The organism is Microvirga sp. 2TAF3, from assembly GCF_052114965.1.
In the GTDB taxonomy this organism is placed as follows: Bacteria; Pseudomonadota; Alphaproteobacteria; order Rhizobiales; family Beijerinckiaceae; genus Microvirga.
In genome coordinates this window covers 56,674-73,900 of sequence record NZ_JBFRFT010000017.1, presented here as the reverse complement: position 1 = coordinate 73,900, position 17,227 = coordinate 56,674, and the positions used below count along the sequence as shown (strand labels likewise).

Here is a 17,227-nt window from a genome sequence, read left to right as displayed (position 1 = left end):
TCCTATCATTTCTTCCTGCCTACGGGCAGGCCCAGACGTCCTCCCCCTGGGTCCAAGGACTTCATTCCCGCATTCGTCTGATGTCGGGCGGGCAACAGGACGGCCAATGGCTGTCGGGCATCGAGATCGCCCTTGATCCCGGTTTCAAGACTTACTGGCGGAGCGCCGGGGATTCCGGCCTGCCGCCCCGTTTCGACTGGTCAGGCTCCGACAACGTCGCTTCCGCCGACATCAAATGGCCAGCCCCCTCCCGCCATGAGGATGCGGGCGGCGCCGCGTATGTCTACCATGATCGGGTCATCCTGCCGGTTCTCGTCAAGCCGATGGATGAGACAAAGCCGATCAAGCTCTCGCTTTCCGTCGACTATGGCGTCTGCAAGGATATCTGCATCCCAGCCCATGCAGATATCGTTCTACCCCTCAATGGCGACCAGGAGCAAAAAGCTATTCTCGAAAAGGTGCAGGCAAGCCTTCCCCGCTCTCAGGCTCTGGGCGCCCCGGGCGACCTGTCCGTCCTGAGCGTAGAGCCGCAGACCGCAGACAAGCCCGGACTCAAAGTGAAGGTGCGCGTGCCGTCCGGCGGGAAGCCCGCCCTGTTCGCGGAAGGACCCGACGACTGGTACCTTTCGACCTCCCTCCCCGATGCTGAGAACAGCTTCATCGTCACGATCGAGGAAAAGCCGAAAGACGCTGCCGGACCCATCCAGGTGCTGCTGACCCTTGTTGCCGGAGAGGAAGCCATCGAGACTGAGGTGAAGCTCGACGCCAGCAGGCAGCCGCGCTAGTGAGGAGGTGAAGCATCCGCCTCACTTTTGGAGAACTGCCCATGACCATCCAGGTTGGAGATTCCCTGCCTCAGGTAACGTTCCGCGTCATGACGCCGGACGGACCTGTCGCGAAGACCACGGACGATCTCTTCAAGGGACGCAAGGTCGCCCTCGTCGCCGTTCCCGGCGCCTTCACTCCGACCTGCCATCGCAACCATCTGCCCGGCTACGTGCAGAAGTTGGACGAGATCAAGGCCAAGGGTGTCGATGCGATCCTCGTGACGTCCGTCAACGACGTCTTCGTTCTGGATGCCTGGTCGAAATCGGCCGGCGCGGAGCAGATCGAGTTCCTTTCCGACGGCAATGGCGACTTCGCGAAGGCGATCGGTCTCGTCATGGATGGCTCGGGTTTCGGCCTCGGCCTCCGCTCTCAGCGTTATTCGATGATCGTCGAGGATGGTGTCGTCAAAGCCCTCAATGTTGAGGATGCTCCCTCCAAGGCGCAGATTTCCGGCGCCGAAAACCTGCTGAAGAGCCTTTAAGGCCTTCGCTTGGACTCCGACCATGATCGGCGTCTCAGCCTTTGATTTTGCATGATCCGGCAAACGGTTTCCGCCTTGCCGGATCACGTTCTAACTTTTTGAAGGAATGCATTTTCCTTCGCAAAACCGGAACCCGCTTTTGCTGAAAATGCTCTAACGCATCGTGCGGAAAAGTGGACCCGGTTTTCCGCGCCGAACGATGCGCTCATTCAACAAGAGAGCATCGGATTGATCCTAAAAGTGGACTCCACTTTTGGGTCCGAGGCTCTAGCCTGATGCGAGCGAAGACTTCGAAGCAGAACCGTTTCCTTGCCGCTTGAAGGGCTGCAAGGCTGCAACAGCCAGCTCGTCGACCCTGATATTGGTCGGGTCATCCGCATGGCCCTTCACCCAGTGCCATTCGACTTTATGGCGGGACGCCGCCTCGTCGAGCGCGCGCCAGAGATCCTCGTTCTTGACGGGCTTGTTGTCAGCCGTGCGCCAGCCGCGCCGCTTCCAGTTATGCATCCAGGACGTGATCCCCTGGCGCACATATTGCGAGTCGGTGAAGAGATCGACCGCGCAGGGACGCTTGAGGGAATTCAGTCCCTCGATGGCCGCACGCATTTCCATGCGATTGTTGGTCGTCTGCAGCTCCCCGCCCGAGATTTCCTTCTCGACGCCGCGGAAGATCAGAATCGCCGCCCAGCCGCCAGGGCCCGGATTGCCGGAGCAGGCACCGTCCGTATAGATCGTGACGCGCTCAGTCCCGCTCATGCTTCCAACCCCAGTTCGCGGGCATGTTTCACATGCCGGTGGAAATTGAGCTTGCGGTCATATTCGAGCGGGTCCTTCGGCTTCACCAGCGCGCCCGGCGGCACGTTGAGCCAGTCGACGAGCCTCGTCAGCATGAAGCGCATGGCGGAGCCGCGGCAATAGACCGGCAGGGCTTCCACCTCCACTGGCTCGAGACGTCGCATGGACTGATATCCTGCCAGCATCGCCCTCCCTTTCGTCAGGTTGAAGGACCCGTCCGCCTCGAAGCACCAGGCATTGAGGCAGATGGCGACGTCGTAGGCAAAGGCATCCGTGCAGGCGAAGTAGAAGTCGATGAGGCCGGATACTTCCGACCCGATGAAGAACACGTTGTCGGTAAAGAGATCGGCATGGATGATGCCGGAAGGCAGTCCGCTCGGCCAATCGGCCTTGAGCGCCTCAAGCTCGAGCCGTGTCCGCTTGGCAAGGCCCGCCGAGACCATGTCGGCCTGGGCTTCGGCCTGCCCGAACAGGGGCGGCCAGCCATCCAGAGAAAGGGCGTTGGGGCGCACCATCGCAAAATCCCGGCCCGCCAGATGAAGCTTCGCCAGGGCGGCGCCGAGCGCTGCGCAATGCTGCGCCGTCGGGCGCCGGACGGCGATGCCTTCCAGGAAGGTGATGATCGCCGCGGGCCGGTTCGCCACGCGCCCCAGGGCTTCGCCCTGACGGTTACTGACAGGAAGAGGACAATTGAGGCCCTTGCCCGCAAGGTGCTGCATGAGCCCGAGGAAGAACGGCAGGTCCGTCTCCTTCACCCGCTTCTCGTAGAGGGTGAGGATGTAGGCCCCTTCGGTCGTATGCAGAAAATAGTTCGTATTTTCGACACCCTCGGCGATGCCCTTGTAGGACAGGACCATGCCGATATCGTAGGTTGCGAGGAAAGCGGCAAGCTCCTCGTCCAGGACTTCCGTATAGACTGCCACTCTTTACTCCGCCGCCTGCTCGCGAAGCTCGCGAGGCAGCGGAAAGAACACGCTCTCATCCGCTGTCGAGATGCTTTCGACCGAAACCTCATACCGCTCGGCAAAGGCATCGATAATTTCTTCAACCAGAACTTCCGGAGCAGAAGCTCCGGCCGTGATGCCAAGGCGGCGGATATTGCCGAACAGGGACCAGTCGATATCCTCGGCGCGCAGGATCAGCCGGACCACCGGGCAGCCCTCCCGCTCGGCCACCTCCCGCAAGCGCTGCGAGTTGGAGGAATTGGGCGAGCCGACCACGATCATCGCATCGACGAGGGGCGCCACGCGCTTGACCGCGCCCTGTCGGTTCGTCGTCGCATAGCAGATGTCTTCCTTATGCGGACCGACGATGGCGGGAAACCGCGCCCTCAAGGCATCGACCATGCCCTGCGTATCGTCGACGGAAAGGGTCGTCTGGGTGACGAAGGCGAGATTGTCCCCGTCGGCGGGCCGAAGACGGGCGATATCGTCCACCGTCTCGACCAGCGTTGTCGCCCCTTCCGGCAACTGGCCCATGGTGCCGATCACCTCCGGATGGCCGACATGGCCGATCAGAATGATATGCCGGCCCCGCTTGTGATGAACCTGCGCCTCGCGATGGACCTTGGTCACCAGGGGACATGTCGCATCGATGGCGAACAATTGGCGGGCCTCCGCCGATTCCGGGACGGATTTCGGAACGCCATGTGCCGAGAAGATGACAGGCGCATCGCCATCGGGGATCTCGTCGAGTTCCCGCACGAAGACAGCGCCTTTCCGCCTCAGCCCCTCAACCACGTACTTATTGTGAACGATTTCATGGCGCACATAGACGGGAGCGCCATACGTGTCCAATGCCTTCTCGACGGCGTCGATGGCACGGACGACACCGGCGCAGAAACCACGCGGAGCGCAGAGCAGAATGTCGAGGGGTGGGTTCGTCATGATGTGGCGATCTGGCGAAAACAGCGCCATCATGTCAAGCGGGAGCGACGCTTATTCGCGCGGCAATAACTCCTGAGTTAGGGCTCGCCCTTCAGGAAAAGACACCCTAGAAAGGGACATCAGCTCACTTTTTTGCGATCAGCGATGGCGAATACGGCCTCTCACGTCAGCTTTCTACCTCCGATTCTGACCTTCTGTGGGGCAGCCGTCGTTGCCGTGCCGCTGTTTCGCCTTCTCGGCCTCAGCGCCGTTCTCGGCTATCTCGCCGCCGGCATCGTCATCGGTCCCTCGGGACTGCGCCTGGTCGGAGAACCTGAAACCATCGCGACGGTCGCCGAGCTCGGCGTCGTCCTGCTGCTCTTCATCATCGGCCTCGAGCTCAAGCTGTCGCATCTCTGGTCGATGAAGCGCGATATTTTCGGGCTCGGCTTTGCCCAGTTGGTCATTACGGCGACCTGTCTCGGCGGATCGGCCTATGCCATCGGCTTTTCGCCGAACAGCGCCTTCGTGACCGGCGTCGCCGTCGCGCTTTCCGCGACCGCCATTGCCCTCCAGATGCTCGGCGAGCGGAATGACCTCCAGACCCCTTATGGGCAGCGCTCCTTTGCAATCCTGCTGTTCCAGGATCTCTCGGTGGTGCCGATCCTGGCGCTTCTGCCGCTTCTTGCGACGGGCCTCGGCGCGATCGAGCACAACTCGCTGGCCGATCGGCTGCTGACGGTCGGAAGGACGCTCGGCGCCATCGCCGCCGTGGTGATCGTCGGTCGTTACGGCCTCAACCCTTTCTTCCGAATTCTTGCGCGAAGCGGCGCGCGCGAAGTCATGACGGCCTCGGCCCTTCTCGTGGTTCTTGGCGCTGCCTTGCTGATGCAGGAAGTCGGTCTCTCGATGGCCATGGGCGCCTTTCTCGCAGGTCTCCTGCTCGCCGAATCCAATTTCCGGCATCAGCTTGAAGCTGACATCGAGCCGTTCCGCGGCATCCTGCTCGGCCTGTTCTTCATGAGCGTGGGCATGTCGATTGACCTGGCCCTCGTACGCCAGCAATGGCTGGTTCTCGCCATCGCGGCGCCGGCCATCCTGATCGGCAAGACGGTTATCCTGACCATCCTGTCCCGCCTTTTCGGCGCCATCTGGCGCGACGCGCTCCGTTCGGCCGTTCTGCTGAGCCCGGCCGGTGAGTTCGCCTTCGTCCTGATCCCCGTCGCCCTTGGCCTCGGTCTCATGCTGCCGAACGAAGCTCAGCTCGTCACGGCATTGGCCGCCATCACGATGCTGCTGGGTCCGATCATGGCGACGCTGCTGGAAAGAACCCTTGCCAGGAGCGAACAGGTCGAGGCTCCCCCGGAGCTCTCAGGACTGCCCGGCCAGGAAGCCGAGCTCTCAAGCCGTGTTCTCGTGATCGGATTCGGACGGTTCGGACAGATCGTCAATCAGGTCCTGCTGGCTCAAGGAATCGAAGCGACCGTCATCGACAAGGATGTGGAGCGCATCAGGGATGCGGCTCGCTTCGGCCTCAAAGTCTATTACGGCGATGGAACGCGCCTCGATGTGCTGCGCGCGGCCGGAGCCGAGAGAGCTGAAATGATCTGTGTCTGTACGGATCATCCGGACGTCACGCTCAAGATCGTCGAAATCGTTCACGAGGACTTCAACAATGCCCGCACTTTCGTTCGGGCTTACGACCGCATTCAGGCCGTCAAGCTCATGAACATGGATGTGGATTATCAGCTCCGTGAGAGCTTCGAATCCGCCATCGCCTTCGGCCGCGCCGCACTGGAGGAGCTTGGGGTCGCCCCGGATACGGCTACGATGACGGCAAACGAGATTCGCAAGCGCGACATCGCGCGCCTCGTTCTGCAGAAGGCCGGCGGGACGATGGGGGGCGCCGAACTCGTGGTCGGCGCAAAAATCACTCCCGAACCGCTGATGACGCCTACGAGCAAAGCCCGGGGACTGAGCGCAGAAACCAGGGACATCCTGAGCGAAGGAATCTTTTGATGGACGTACGCCGTGTAGAGCGGCCCCTCGCGACCGAGGTGGCCCCTCCTCGTTTCGTCGTCGGGTCCACCATGCGCCATGTACTCGTGATGACGGGAACGGGCGCTGCCGGCCTGATCGCGATCTTCATCGTCGACTTGGTGTCGCTGCTCTACATCTCCTGGCTCCATGACCCGAGCCTGACAGCCGGCGTCGGCCTTGCAACGGTCGTGATGTTCTTCACCATCTCGATCAACGTGGGGCTGATGATCCCCATCGGAGCGCTCGTGTCCCGGTCGCTGGGTGCGCGGGAATGGGAGCGGGCCCGCCAATGGGCGACATCGGGCAGCATCCTCATGGTCGCCGTGGCGACCCTGGTAAGCCTCCTATCCCTTCCGGCTCTGCCATGGATTCTCGGCCTCATAGGCGCGGGCGAGCGGACATTGCAGGTGGCGCAAAGCTTCCTCTGGATCTCCCTGCCGACGAATGGGCTGATGGCGCTCGGCATGGCTCTCTCGACCGTTCTGCGCGCCGCAGGCGATGCCAAGCGCAGCATGTACGCCACCCTGTCGGTAGCAGCCATCACGGTCGTTCTCGATCCGCTTTTCATCTTCGCCCTCGGCCTCAAATCCGACGGCGCGGCGCTCACCATCGATCTGGCGCGCGTGGCCTATGTCTATGTGAGCTTCCGCTATGTGACGCGCACCCACAATTTTCTGATCTGGCCCCGCCTGCCTCAGGTAATCAAGGATGCGCGGCCATTCTTCGCCATCGCTGTCCCGGCCATCCTGACCAACATCGCGGCTCCGGTCTCCAATGCCTTCTTCACCAGCATCATGGCCCGCTTCGGAGATCAGGCGATCGCCGCTTCCGCCATCATCGACCGGGTCACGCCCGTGGCCTTCGGAGGGCTATTTGCGCTTGCAGGCGCAATCGGCCCGATCATGGGGCAGAATTGGGGGGCGCGGCATTATGACCGGATGAGGCAGACACTGAAGGATGCCCTCACCTTCACCATCGTCTATGTCGGCTGTGTCTGGCTTGCCCTCTTCCTCATCCGCGTTCCATTGACCCAACTCTTCAACGCGCCGCCGCTGACGGCCGACGTGGTGCAGTTCTTCTGTCAGTACAGCGGCCTGATCTGGTTCTTCATCGGCTTGGTATTCGTGGCCAATGCCTCGTTCAATAATCTCGGCTTCCCCCTGCTCTCGACCTTCTTCAACTGGGGCCGGGCGACGCTCGGCATGATTCCCTTCGCCTATGTGGGGGCGGCCACGGGCGGCCCTAAGGGTGCGCTTCTTGGGGTCGGAGCCGGATCGGTGGCGTTCGGAATCGCGGCCATCGTCACTGCCTTCTGGACAATTCGTCGATTGGAGCGCCAAGCTACCGTGCCCATATAGCCGACATGAAGGGTGGCCTTTTTTGAGAGGAGCCTGGGATGTTCAATTGGTTCGATCTAATGCGTCAGGCCCAGTCCAGTACAGGCTTCGGCGCTCTGGCGCGGCAATTCCAGCTCTCGGACGATCAGGCCCAAAGGGCCATGATGGCCTTCATGCCGGCCTTCGCCATGGGCTTGCAGCAGGCCATGCTCGCCGCGCCATCCAACCCGTTCCTGCGGATGTTCCCCAACATGGGTCAGAACCTGTGGCAGAATGCAGGCCAAGCCTCCTCTCCGCAGAGCCACCAGAACGGAAAGTGGCTGCTCGACCAGCTCTTCGGCTCGGATGAAGCAAGCAGGCGCATCGCTCATCAGGCGGCAGATTTTACAGGCATGAGCGTCGAACTGATGCAGCAGATGCTGCCGCTCTTCGCCGGCATCTTCGCCGGGAGCCTGCACCAATGGATGACGAGCCAGGGACACGTGCTCGAGGCTTTCACCCCCAAAGCGAACGATAAGAAAAGGGTGCGCGAGACGAAAAGTGCGACAGTTACCGATCCCTGGACGGCATTCTGGACGGCCTGGATGCAACAGAGCGCCCCTTCCGGGGACAAGGCGGGATCGCAGCATGAGGAGTTGACGACAAGCTTCCTGCGCACCCCTCCTCAGCCCCCGTCACCGCCCGAGAAAGCCGCCGCTTCGCCTCCTTGGGAGGATATGATGGAAAAGGGACATGAGATGCAGATGCAATATCTCACGTCCCTCCAGTCTATCTTGAACGACGCCTGGAAGACGGGCACCGCGAAGCATTAGGACCTTTTCCGCTTGCGTGGAAACGGCTCCTTTCTTTTCTTTTGCTCGGCCGCATTTTCAGCCGAAGCGGATCCGCCTTCGGCTGAAAATGCTTAAGCGCAAGACGCAACAGGTTTCACCAGAGGAACGACCGGGCGGACAGACCGGGCGGGAGGGGCCACCCTCTCAGCCCGTGTATGCCGCTCGGCACATCGAACCAACACCAGTGACGGGTTGTCGAGCAAGGATCCAGCGAGAGCGCCTTCCACATCACTGCGGACCAGACCGATATCCTTGAGCATCCGGTCATCGAATTCGGTGAGGCGCATGACCTCGCGGCGATGTTGCAGAGCCCTGGCAAGGTTCACGACAGCGCGGAACATCGGCCCCAGGAGCGTCGCTCCGGAAAGGCTCATGACATGCGTTGCGGACCGGGTCATCGGGGGCTCCTAGCCTTATCAAACTCATTCGGCGGGATTGGAACGGCAGGCTGCGTTCCAAGGGATTCCATGTGGATTCCAGGTGCGTTTCATGTGGATTCCAGGTGTGTTTCATGTGGATTCCAACGAAACGCCTGAAACGCTCCAAGGCAAAAATTCAGACCCAAGCGATTGATATATAATCGCTTTTTTCTAAATTTTGCCGATTATGGATAGCATGGGCGACATATCACTTGAAACGATTGTTTGAGATATTTAACATCAGTAAAAATGATGATCCGGGAAATACCCATGCACCTTCTCGATATTGACCAGCTGCGGACCTTCGTTGCGATTGCGGATACGGGTTCGTTCACTCGCGCGGCGGATGTGGTTCACAAGACGCAGAGCGCGGTGTCCATGCAGATGAAGCGGCTGGAGGACCGGGTCGGGCGTGCGATCTTCGAGCGTGACGGGCGCCTGTCGAAGCTGACCGAGGAGGGCGAGCGCCTGCTGGATTACGCCCGCCGCATCGTGCGCCTCAACACGGAATGCATGGCTTCGTTTAACGACAACGAGCTCGTCGGCCGGGTGCGTCTCGGCCTGCCAGACGATTACGCGGACCGCTACCTGCCGGAGATCCTGGCCCGGTTCTCGCGCTCGAATCCGAAGGCCGAGGTGACGGTGATGTGCGAACCGACGCACAACCTGATCGAGCGGGTGCAACACGGGGATCTCGATCTCGCCATCATCACCCATGTGGACCGGCGCGGCCCGTCCGAGATCGTGCGGATCGAGCAGCTTTTATGGGTTACCTCCGGCCGCCATGCGGTGCATGAGGAAAGCCCGATTCCACTGGCGCTCGGCCGCCCGAACTGCGACTGGCGCCACTCCGCCACGGAGGCGCTGGAAGGCGCCGACAGGGCTTTCCGCATCGCCTATGTGAGCTGGCATTCCACCGCCGTGGGCGCGGCGGTTCTGTCGGGGCTTGCGGTCTCGGTGCTGCCGGAAAGCGCGGTACGTCCCGGCATGAGGATCCTCGGCCCCTCGGACGGTTTCCCTGCCCTGCCCTCGTGCAAGATCGGCCTGATCCGCGCCCGCGGCGGCGAGAACCCGCTGGCGGATGCGCTGGGCTTCCACATCAAGCAGTCGCTCGACAATCTGGGCTCGACCCGCCCGCTGCTCGCGCCCGCGGCCGAGTAGCGTTCAAGCCGTAGCGTTCAAGCCTTGGCGGCCGGGCGGCGCAGCACCAGCACGTTGCCCGCAAGCGCCAGCACGACGCCTGCTGCAGCGAGCGGCGTCCATACATAGCCCTCGAGGATCGTCGAGACGGCGAGCGCGATGATGGGAAACAGCACCGTCGCATAACCGGCCCGCGCGGCTCCGAGCCGCCGCAGCAGGGTGAGATAGGATGCGAAGGCCAGCACCGACGCGCCGATGGCGAGATAGACCAGCGCGCCGACATATTTCACCGTCGGTTCGATGATGAAGGCGTTGCCCCGCGCCAGGTTCAGCGCCAACAGCACGATCACGCCGTAGGTCATCGCCCAGGCATTGGCCGAAATCAGCGGCGCGCCCCGGCGCTGCACAACGGTCGAGATCATGTTGCCGGAGCAGAAGAACAGGGTGCCGAGCACGCACAGGCCGAGGCCGCGCAATGCCGCCGGATTGAAGCCCGCGCCCGCGATTTCCGGCCAGAACAGCAGCACGATTCCGAGTGCCCCGATAAGACCGCCGAGCGCCACCCGCGCCTCCACCTTCTGGCGGAAGATCACGAAACCAAGCACGAGATTGAAGATCGAGGCGAGCGAGAACACCACGGAGAGCAGCCCCGAGGGCACCGTCAGGCCGCCATAGTAGAAGCAGATGAAATTGCAGGAGAAAAGGCAGAAGCCCACCGCCACGAAGCGCAGGTGGTCGGATAGGGAAAATCGCACCTTCTTGCCCGCCACGAGAACCCAGCCCCAGGTACAGAGCGCCGCCAATACGAAGCGCCACAGCACCGACATTTCCGGCGCTACGACCCCGAGCTGGGCCTTGATGCCGATCCAGCTCACGCCCCAGAGGAAGACAGTGGCCACGTAGAGGGCAAGGGTGCTTCCCTCGATCCTGGCCGGAGACGATCCCGGCAAGGATTCCGCTTGAGTCGCCGCTGCTTGAGACATGGTCGTTCACCTGTTCCGATGGAACCGGATTACGCTGTCCGACACATCAGGGCAAATGATGAAATCTGATCGATTTTTGTTGGAACGCTGATGAAACGTTCCAAGCATTTCGCTGGAATTCCCCTGAAATCTCTCGGAATTCCTTGGAATGCCGTTCCAGCCGCCTCACGCCCTCGCTGCGGCCATGGCCTCGATCAGCTCCAGCGCCTTGCGCCGCAGACCGGAATCGGCAATCGCACCGAACGCCCGGACCAGGCGCGCACCCTGCGGGATGCCTGTCATTGCTGTGAGCAGGTCATCCTTTGCCTCATCCTCCGGCATCTCGTCATAGAACGTGCCGACCGGCACGCTCAGCACCCGCGCGATCTCCTGCAGGCGGCCCGCACTGATGCGGTTCGTGCCCTTCTCGTATTTCTGGATCTGCTGGAAGGTGATCCCCGACGCCTCGGCGAGATTCTCCTGGCTCAGGCCGATAAAAAGACGCTGCAAGCGGATACGTTGGCCGATGCGGCGGTCAGTGAGGCTCGGAGCCTTGGTCGGTTCAGGCATAAAACTCCCCCTTTTGGCGGTGGTGACCACCAGCGAGCGCTGGTGGTCGGGGAGTTCAGAAGCCGCGCTAGGACGGCTGCGCTGCCCTTTAGGCTTTCGCCCTGGACATGCGGCAGCGCCTCCCCGGCCATAAGGCTGGGAAGGCATCAATGACGGCTGATGCCAGCCGCCTAGCGAGGGGTTCTGACACCCCAGAACCGGCTGCGGCCGGCTCCGGTGACGAGATAACACGCAAGGGGGGCGACGGGTCAATGGCGGGGTGGCGTCGAAATCCAATCAGCGTCACCCTTCGCATGAACCGTCATGTGCGATCCAAAGCGGACGTACGGTTTACTTCCAGAAAGTGCCAAAAACTGACGTTAAATATTTAGCTTTTGTGGGTTTGGACGGCCTCTTGATTGAGACCACAAGTGTCCGAGCCACTATATGCAGTCCGCTTCTTTAGACAGGAACATCAAGCTAGGCTTGAGCGTTGTCTGGCGGTTCTCCTGAGTGAGGGATTGATAATCCGTGTCTCTAGTCCAGCGTGACGTTCCATCTTCTGTGACCGACTGGCATAGGTGTAAAGCCGTGAAGGTTACCTGATGAATCGTCCTGTCTCCACGGAAGGCTCGCGAATTCCAACCGGAATTGAAGGGCTCGACGACATCCTCGGCGGTGGCGTCACGGCCAATCGACTCTACCTGGTCGAAGGCCCGCCCGGAACCGGTAAAACCACTTTCTCGCTTCAGTTCCTGCTTCAAGGCGCTCGGCACGGTGAGCCAGGGCTCTACGTCACCTTATCCGAAACGGAAAGCGAATTACGGGCGGTCGCTCAAACCCATGGTTGGTCGCTCGATGGGCTTGAGTTGTTTGAGCTCGTGCCCGAGGCTGGTCTCGATCCCGAGCTTGAGCAAACGCTTTTGCATCCCTCAGAGGTGGAACTCGGCGAAACGGTGCGCGGGGTCATGGAACGGCTCGACACTCTCAAACCGAAGCGGGTTGTGCTCGACAGCTTGTCCGAATTACGCTTGCTGGCACAGAATCCATTGCGCTACCGGCGGCAGATTCTGGCCCTCAAACATTTCTTCTCGAGCCGCGACTGCACGGTCCTCGTCCTAGACGATCGCACCGGGGAGCCTGGCGACCTTCAACTGCACAGCATTGCCCACGGTGTCATCTCGCTCGATCAGACTCCTACAGGCTTTGGGGCAGAGCGTCGGCGCCTCCGGGTCATCAAAATGCGGGGCATCAAGTACAGCGGCGGCTACCATGACATGTCCATTCTGACAGGTGGCGTTTGCGTCTACCCGCGCCTGATTGCGGCCGAACATCCTGGTACGATACCTGCGGAGACACTCACAACCGGGATCGATGGTCTTGATGCCCTGCTGGGAGGCGGGCTCGTCCCAGGAACGACCACCCTCCTGAATGGTCCCGCGGGCGTGGGGAAGACGACGGCCGCTGTGCGCTGCATGGTGTCGGCTCTTGAGCAGGGCGAGCGAGCCGCCTTCTTCCTTTTCGACGAGCGCCTTCCAACTCTGATGCTGCGCTCAGCTGCCCTCAACATGGACCTGCAGCCTTATATCGACTCCGGCCACCTCAACATCCGTCAGATCGATCCAGCGGAACTCTCGCCCGGCGAGTTTGCAATCGCTGTTCGTAATGCTGTCGAACGGGACGGTGCGAGGGTCGTCGTGGTCGACAGCCTCAATGCCTATTTGCAGGCGATGCCTGAAGACCGGCATCTCACACTGCAGATGCACGAGCTTCTTTCCTATCTTGGTCAGCAGGGCGTTTTGACCCTGATGATTCTCGGTCAGCATGGCCTCGTGGGCGACATCCGCTCAGATGTCGATCTGAGCTATCTTGCCGACACGGTGCTGCTCCTGCGTTTCTTCGAGGCCGATGGCGAAGTCCGAAAGGCAATCTCGGTCGTCAAGACACGCACCACCGATCATGAACGCACCATCCGCGAGTTCCGGGTGGATACCGATGGTCTAAGCATCGGCGCTCCCTTGAGAGGCTTCCAGAGCATCTTGTCCGGAGCGCCCACCTATAGGGGCGACACCGCTCCTCTGATGCACCCGGAGGCGTCGGCGCACGCGCTTGGGGAAGGCAGTGACGGCATCGGCAATGGATGAAACGGTTCTCATCCTCACGCCCCATGGGCGGGATGCTTCAGTCGCCGTGGATCTGCTGGAGCGACATGGAATTTCGGCTTTCATCTGCGAGCATCTGAATGCTCTTTCCAGCGCCATCGAGCAGGGCGGAGGCGCCGCATTGGTGGCAGAAGAGGCTCTTGCCGGCGCTGATCTCGATGTTTTGGCAGCGCGTCTCGAACAGCAGCCACCTTGGTCGGATTTTCCATTCGTGGTTCTCGCCAACGGACATAAAGGCGTGCGCTCCACGCGGGCGTTCGAAACTCTCGACCGGCTGCGGAACGTCGTGCTGCTGGAGCGACCTCTGCACGCGGAGAGCATGGTCCGGGCGGTGCGCTCGGCCCTGAATGCGCGGCGTCGTCAGTATGAGGCACGCGATGTTCTTGCCCAGTCGCGGGAGGAGCTCGAACGTCTTGTCCTCGAGCGAACCCGCGAACGTGAGGAAGCGCTGGCGCAGCTCCACGAAGCCCAGAAGTTGGAAACCATCGGGCAGCTGACCGGTGGCGTCGCTCACGACTTCAACAATCTGCTCACCCCCGTGATGGGTAACCTCGATCTTTTGCGCCGGCGCATGCCGGCCGACGACTCACGCTCGCAAAGGCTCGTTGAGAATGCGCTGCAGGCAACGAGCCGGGCTGCCACCCTGGTGCAGCGGCTGCTGGCCTTTGCCCGACGGCAGGACTTGCAGCCTAAAGCCGTCGATGTGTCGGGGCTTCTGGCGGGCATCGAGGATCTTGTGACGCGCTCGATCGGGCCGACGATTACGGTAACCCTCAAATCGCCGCCGGATCTGCCCGCGGCCCGGGTGGACCCGAGCCAGCTCGAGCTCGCCGTTCTCAATCTCGCCATCAACGCGCGAGACGCGATGCCTCGCGGTGGTGTCTTGACCATAGAGGTCAAGCGGGAGTCCCTCCGGCCAAGGTCCGGGGAAACCTTGAAAGCGGGCGACTACATTTGTGTTTCCGTTGTCGACACCGGCGTCGGCATGGACGCGGCAACTCTGAAGCGCGCCGTCGAGCCCTTCTTCTCGACCAAGGGTGTGGGCAAGGGTACAGGCCTTGGCCTTTCGATGGTGCACGGGCTGGCCGCGCAATCGGGCGGTGCACTTCTGCTGTCGAGCAAGCCGGGATCCGGGACCCGGGCGGAACTTTGGCTTCCCGTGGCCGAAGAGAAGGCAGCGGCGAGCGAGCAGACGCAGGCCGAGGCAATTCCGGCAGCACATCCATCGACCGTGCTCCTTGTCGATGACGAGGAACTCGTGCGGATCGGCACGGCCGAAATGTTGATGGATCTCGGCTACTCGATTGTCCAGGCCAGCTCGGGCGCAGAGGCGCTCGGGCTTCTGCGCCGGGGCGAGTTCGAGATCGATCTGCTCGTGAGCGACTATCTGATGCCCGGGATAGACGGGGCGAGTGTCGTGCGGGAGGCCCGCAAGCTCCGACCCGGCCTTCCGGCCCTTCTCATCACCGGCTACACTAATCTCGTCCAGGGACCCGGAGCCGAACTGCCGCGGCTGGCAAAACCGTTCCGGCAGGCCGAACTCGCGTCCCGCATCGCAGAGCTCGTCGAGGCCGCACAATCGCGCGACAACGTGATACGACTGCAGACTGCGGGGCGCCCTCGTCGGGGCCCAGGTGAATAGCAAGCTTCCGACATCTGACGATAGCCGTCGCTTCTTAGAGCATTTTCAGGAACCGAAGGTCCGCGTCAGCGAAAAGTGGGAACCGGTTTTCCGTCTGAAAATGCGTCCAGCAAAAGAAAAGAGCCGATTCCACGCAAGTGGAAACGGCTCTAGAGCATCGGACCCAAAAGTGGACTCCACTTTTGGGATCAATCCGATGCTCATTTCCTTAAGCGGCGCATCGGTGTATGCGGAAAACCGGGTCCACTTTTCCGCACGATGCGCTAGGTCTCAGGCATGCCGGTTGCAGGCGCTCGACAAAGGCTGGACAGGTCTCCTGATGCCCAGCCGCCGGTCTTTGCGGAATCGGGCCAGGCGGCTGAACCTGCCCCGTCAGAGCTGACCACCGTCGCCCCAGCGATCAAGCAATGCGCTATAGGCGGCGTCCTGATAACGGGACAGCAGAAAGGCCGGCGCATAGGCGGGTAACGCAGCCCCTGTGATGTGGCGGGCGATGAGCTCTCCGCCTGCGCACGACGCCATCACACCGAAGCCTGAGAACGCGCACGAGATGTAGGCGCCTTCAACCGGAACGGGTCCGATCAGCGGCCGGTTCTCCTGCGTCCGCATATAGTAGCCGCCGTCGATGTAAGGCCGCGGCGTCTCCCCGTTGTAGACCTTGAGCGCCGGCACCATCGTCGACATGCCGCGGAGCGCGATCTCGGCGTAATGCTCCGGCTCGGGCAGCGGGAAGATCGGATCGACCGCATCGCCATGGTGGTTGAAGAGAATGAGCGTTGCCGATGCCCCGTCAGGTCGCCCATGCACGCCCGCGGGGAACGTCCCAAGGAGCCATTGGGCCTCCTCATCGGCAGCGAGCGCGGCGCGTTCCTCATCGCTCCAGGGCAGGTGCTGCTCGTCGAGCCAGATCAGCATCGGCGCGTTGCGCGGCAGGCCGCCAAGCGTATCGGGGAAACTGACCTTGTAGTGGCGCTCGGCCCTGATCGGCAGATCGATGCCGATCATCTGCGCCATCTCGGTTTGCATCGGCCCGGCGGCCAGCACGACATGCGTCGCCGCGAGCGTCTGACGCTCGTCCTGCTGTTCGACGTGAACCGCACGAGCCCGGCCGCCGGCCGTGTCGATGCCGACGACCCGGCCTTTCACGATCTGCACGCCGCGCGCGCGGGCCGCTTCCAGCATCACCATTCCGAGTTGCTGGGCGCTGAGCCAGCCGGCGCGCCGTGCGTGCGCGACCGCCACCGTCTCGGGCGCGAGATAGGGAAAATGTCGGCGGATCAGGCTCGCATCGGTGATGATGTCCGCGCCCGTCAACGCATCATCGAAACCGCGTTCGGGCGACGGCGTATAGGCACTCTGCGCCGTATCGTGAAACCTGGCGGCGCCCCCGCCATGCGCCTCGGCCGCTTTCGCCATGGTCTCTAGAAAGGGGATCTTGCTCGCATCGGCGGTCGCGAACACGTAGCCACGACGATTGAGATTGATGCGATTGCCGGTCGCACGCGCGATCTCCTCGATGAGATCGATGCTGCGGTTCATGAAAGCGGTCATGGCCCAATCGGGGCCAGGCCACCAATTGCGGTAGGCTTCGGTCGATTTATCCGACGTGAGCGAGAGCGGATTGCCCTCGTCGACCAACGTCACGTGGTCGAGACCATATTCGACGGCGAGATGGTAGGCCGCCGCGACGCCGGCGATGCCGGCGCCACAGATGACGACTCTCGATGATGAATGGGACATTGCGGCCTCATGGGTCAGGCCGCTCACCACAGCCCCGGGGAACCGCCCTCATATACCAGACCGAGCGAGCGAACGGCAGCTGCTTTTTCAGCGAAGGCGGTCCGAGGGCCGCGCCGGTCATGCCGGGAGAAGCGGCAGCGAATGCTGGCGCAGCGGCCACTCCGCTGCGGGAGCAGATCGTTCGGCGGGGCGCCTCAAACGTCGCTCGCCAAACTTCTGCGACGGATCGGAAGAGGACCTTCACCTTCCACTCAAAGGCCGTCACTCCAAAGGCCCGCTGAGGGCCATGAATGGGAAGTAGCGTAAATCCTCCGCAGGTCTGCTCATCGCCCCTCGTTCGTCCCTGGTAGATCCCTACGGTCGCCGCTGCTGTCGGTCCCGTTTGGAGCGTAGCGGAGGGGAAGGGAAGGGAAGGGAATCCATCAGAGCCAGAC

15 protein-coding genes are annotated in these 17,227 nt (G+C 62.0%); 8 read left to right on the top strand and 7 right to left on the bottom strand.

Annotated elements, in window-relative coordinates; genetic code table 11:
- The first annotated feature begins 80 nt into the window (after window positions 1–80).
- Together AB4Y97_RS16265 and AB4Y97_RS16260 are read left to right on the top strand one after the other, a co-directional pair.
- A complete protein-coding gene (locus tag AB4Y97_RS16265; protein ID WP_442000086.1) occupies window positions 81–785 on the top strand; it encodes a protein-disulfide reductase DsbD domain-containing protein in 705 nt (234 codons plus the stop codon).
- A gap of 41 nt (window positions 786–826) precedes the next feature.
- On the top strand, window positions 827–1,309 hold the full coding sequence (locus tag AB4Y97_RS16260; RefSeq protein WP_442000085.1) for a peroxiredoxin: 483 nt from the start codon (window positions 827–829) through the stop codon (window positions 1,307–1,309).
- Between the two features lie 267 nt (window positions 1,310–1,576).
- Here the strand turns inward: AB4Y97_RS16260 and rnhA are convergent, their stop codons facing one another.
- The 3 genes from rnhA to ispH are packed head-to-tail and all read right to left on the bottom strand — an operon-like array spanning window position 1,577 to window position 3,990.
- Complete coding sequence (gene rnhA / locus AB4Y97_RS16255; protein ID WP_442000084.1) at window positions 1,577–2,065, bottom strand: ribonuclease HI; 489 nt, start codon at window positions 2,063–2,065, stop codon at window positions 1,577–1,579.
- Complete coding sequence (locus AB4Y97_RS16250) at window positions 2,062–3,027, bottom strand: homoserine kinase (protein WP_442000083.1); 966 nt, start codon at window positions 3,025–3,027, stop codon at window positions 2,062–2,064. Before AB4Y97_RS16250 ends, rnhA begins: the two co-directional genes overlap by 4 nt.
- A 3-nt stretch (window positions 3,028–3,030) precedes the next feature.
- Window positions 3,031–3,990: a 4-hydroxy-3-methylbut-2-enyl diphosphate reductase gene (ispH, locus tag AB4Y97_RS16245; protein ID WP_442000082.1), complete on the bottom strand. Its 960-nt coding sequence runs from the start codon at window positions 3,988–3,990 to the stop codon at window positions 3,031–3,033.
- Between the two features lie 144 nt (window positions 3,991–4,134).
- On the opposite strand from ispH, the gene AB4Y97_RS16240 reads away from it, so the two are divergent.
- Genes AB4Y97_RS16240 through AB4Y97_RS16230 form a run of 3 tightly spaced genes read left to right on the top strand, consistent with a single transcriptional unit; the run spans window position 4,135 to window position 8,158 of the window.
- Complete coding sequence (locus tag AB4Y97_RS16240) at window positions 4,135–5,988, top strand: monovalent cation:proton antiporter-2 (CPA2) family protein (protein ID WP_442000081.1); 1,854 nt, start codon at window positions 4,135–4,137, stop codon at window positions 5,986–5,988.
- On the top strand, window positions 5,988–7,367 hold the full coding sequence (locus AB4Y97_RS16235; RefSeq protein ID WP_442000080.1) for an MATE family efflux transporter: 1,380 nt from the start codon (window positions 5,988–5,990) through the stop codon (window positions 7,365–7,367). The genes AB4Y97_RS16240 and AB4Y97_RS16235 overlap by 1 nt, the downstream gene beginning before the upstream one ends.
- Window positions 7,368–7,405: 38 nt before the next feature.
- Entirely contained in the window at window positions 7,406–8,158 is a 753-nt protein-coding gene (locus AB4Y97_RS16230; RefSeq protein WP_442000079.1) for a DUF937 domain-containing protein, read from the top strand.
- Window positions 8,159–8,250: 92 nt separating this feature from the next.
- Here AB4Y97_RS16230 and AB4Y97_RS16225 read toward each other — a convergent pair whose 3' ends face one another.
- Window positions 8,251–8,577, bottom strand: a complete 327-nt coding sequence (locus AB4Y97_RS16225) for a DUF1127 domain-containing protein (protein WP_442000078.1) — start codon at window positions 8,575–8,577, stop codon at window positions 8,251–8,253.
- A gap of 291 nt (window positions 8,578–8,868) precedes the next feature.
- On the opposite strand from AB4Y97_RS16225, the gene AB4Y97_RS16220 reads away from it, so the two are divergent.
- Entirely contained in the window at window positions 8,869–9,759 is an 891-nt protein-coding gene (locus tag AB4Y97_RS16220; RefSeq protein WP_442000077.1) for a LysR substrate-binding domain-containing protein, read from the top strand.
- A 17-nt stretch (window positions 9,760–9,776) separates the two neighbouring features.
- Here AB4Y97_RS16220 and AB4Y97_RS16215 read toward each other — a convergent pair whose 3' ends face one another.
- Both AB4Y97_RS16215 and AB4Y97_RS16210 read right to left on the bottom strand, forming a co-directional pair.
- The gene (locus AB4Y97_RS16215; protein WP_442000076.1) at window positions 9,777–10,721 is read right to left on the bottom strand and encodes a DMT family transporter; all 945 of its coding nucleotides are present in this window, start codon (window positions 10,719–10,721) and stop codon (window positions 9,777–9,779) included.
- Between the two features lie 165 nt (window positions 10,722–10,886).
- Window positions 10,887–11,270, bottom strand: coding sequence for a helix-turn-helix domain-containing protein (locus AB4Y97_RS16210; RefSeq protein WP_442000075.1), 384 nt, complete (start codon window positions 11,268–11,270; stop codon window positions 10,887–10,889).
- A 584-nt stretch (window positions 11,271–11,854) separates the two neighbouring features.
- Here AB4Y97_RS16210 and AB4Y97_RS16205 point away from each other — a divergent pair.
- Both AB4Y97_RS16205 and AB4Y97_RS16200 read left to right on the top strand, forming a co-directional pair.
- The gene (locus AB4Y97_RS16205) at window positions 11,855–13,393 is read left to right on the top strand and encodes an ATPase domain-containing protein (protein ID WP_442000074.1); all 1,539 of its coding nucleotides are present in this window, start codon (window positions 11,855–11,857) and stop codon (window positions 13,391–13,393) included.
- Window positions 13,386–15,053, top strand: coding sequence for an ATP-binding protein (locus AB4Y97_RS16200; protein ID WP_442000073.1), 1,668 nt, complete (start codon window positions 13,386–13,388; stop codon window positions 15,051–15,053). The genes AB4Y97_RS16205 and AB4Y97_RS16200 overlap by 8 nt, the downstream gene beginning before the upstream one ends.
- A gap of 372 nt (window positions 15,054–15,425) precedes the next feature.
- Here the strand turns inward: AB4Y97_RS16200 and AB4Y97_RS16195 are convergent, their stop codons facing one another.
- Window positions 15,426–16,793, bottom strand: a complete 1,368-nt coding sequence (locus AB4Y97_RS16195; protein WP_442000072.1) for an NAD(P)/FAD-dependent oxidoreductase — start codon at window positions 16,791–16,793, stop codon at window positions 15,426–15,428.
- Between the last annotated feature and the right edge of the window lie 434 nt (window positions 16,794–17,227).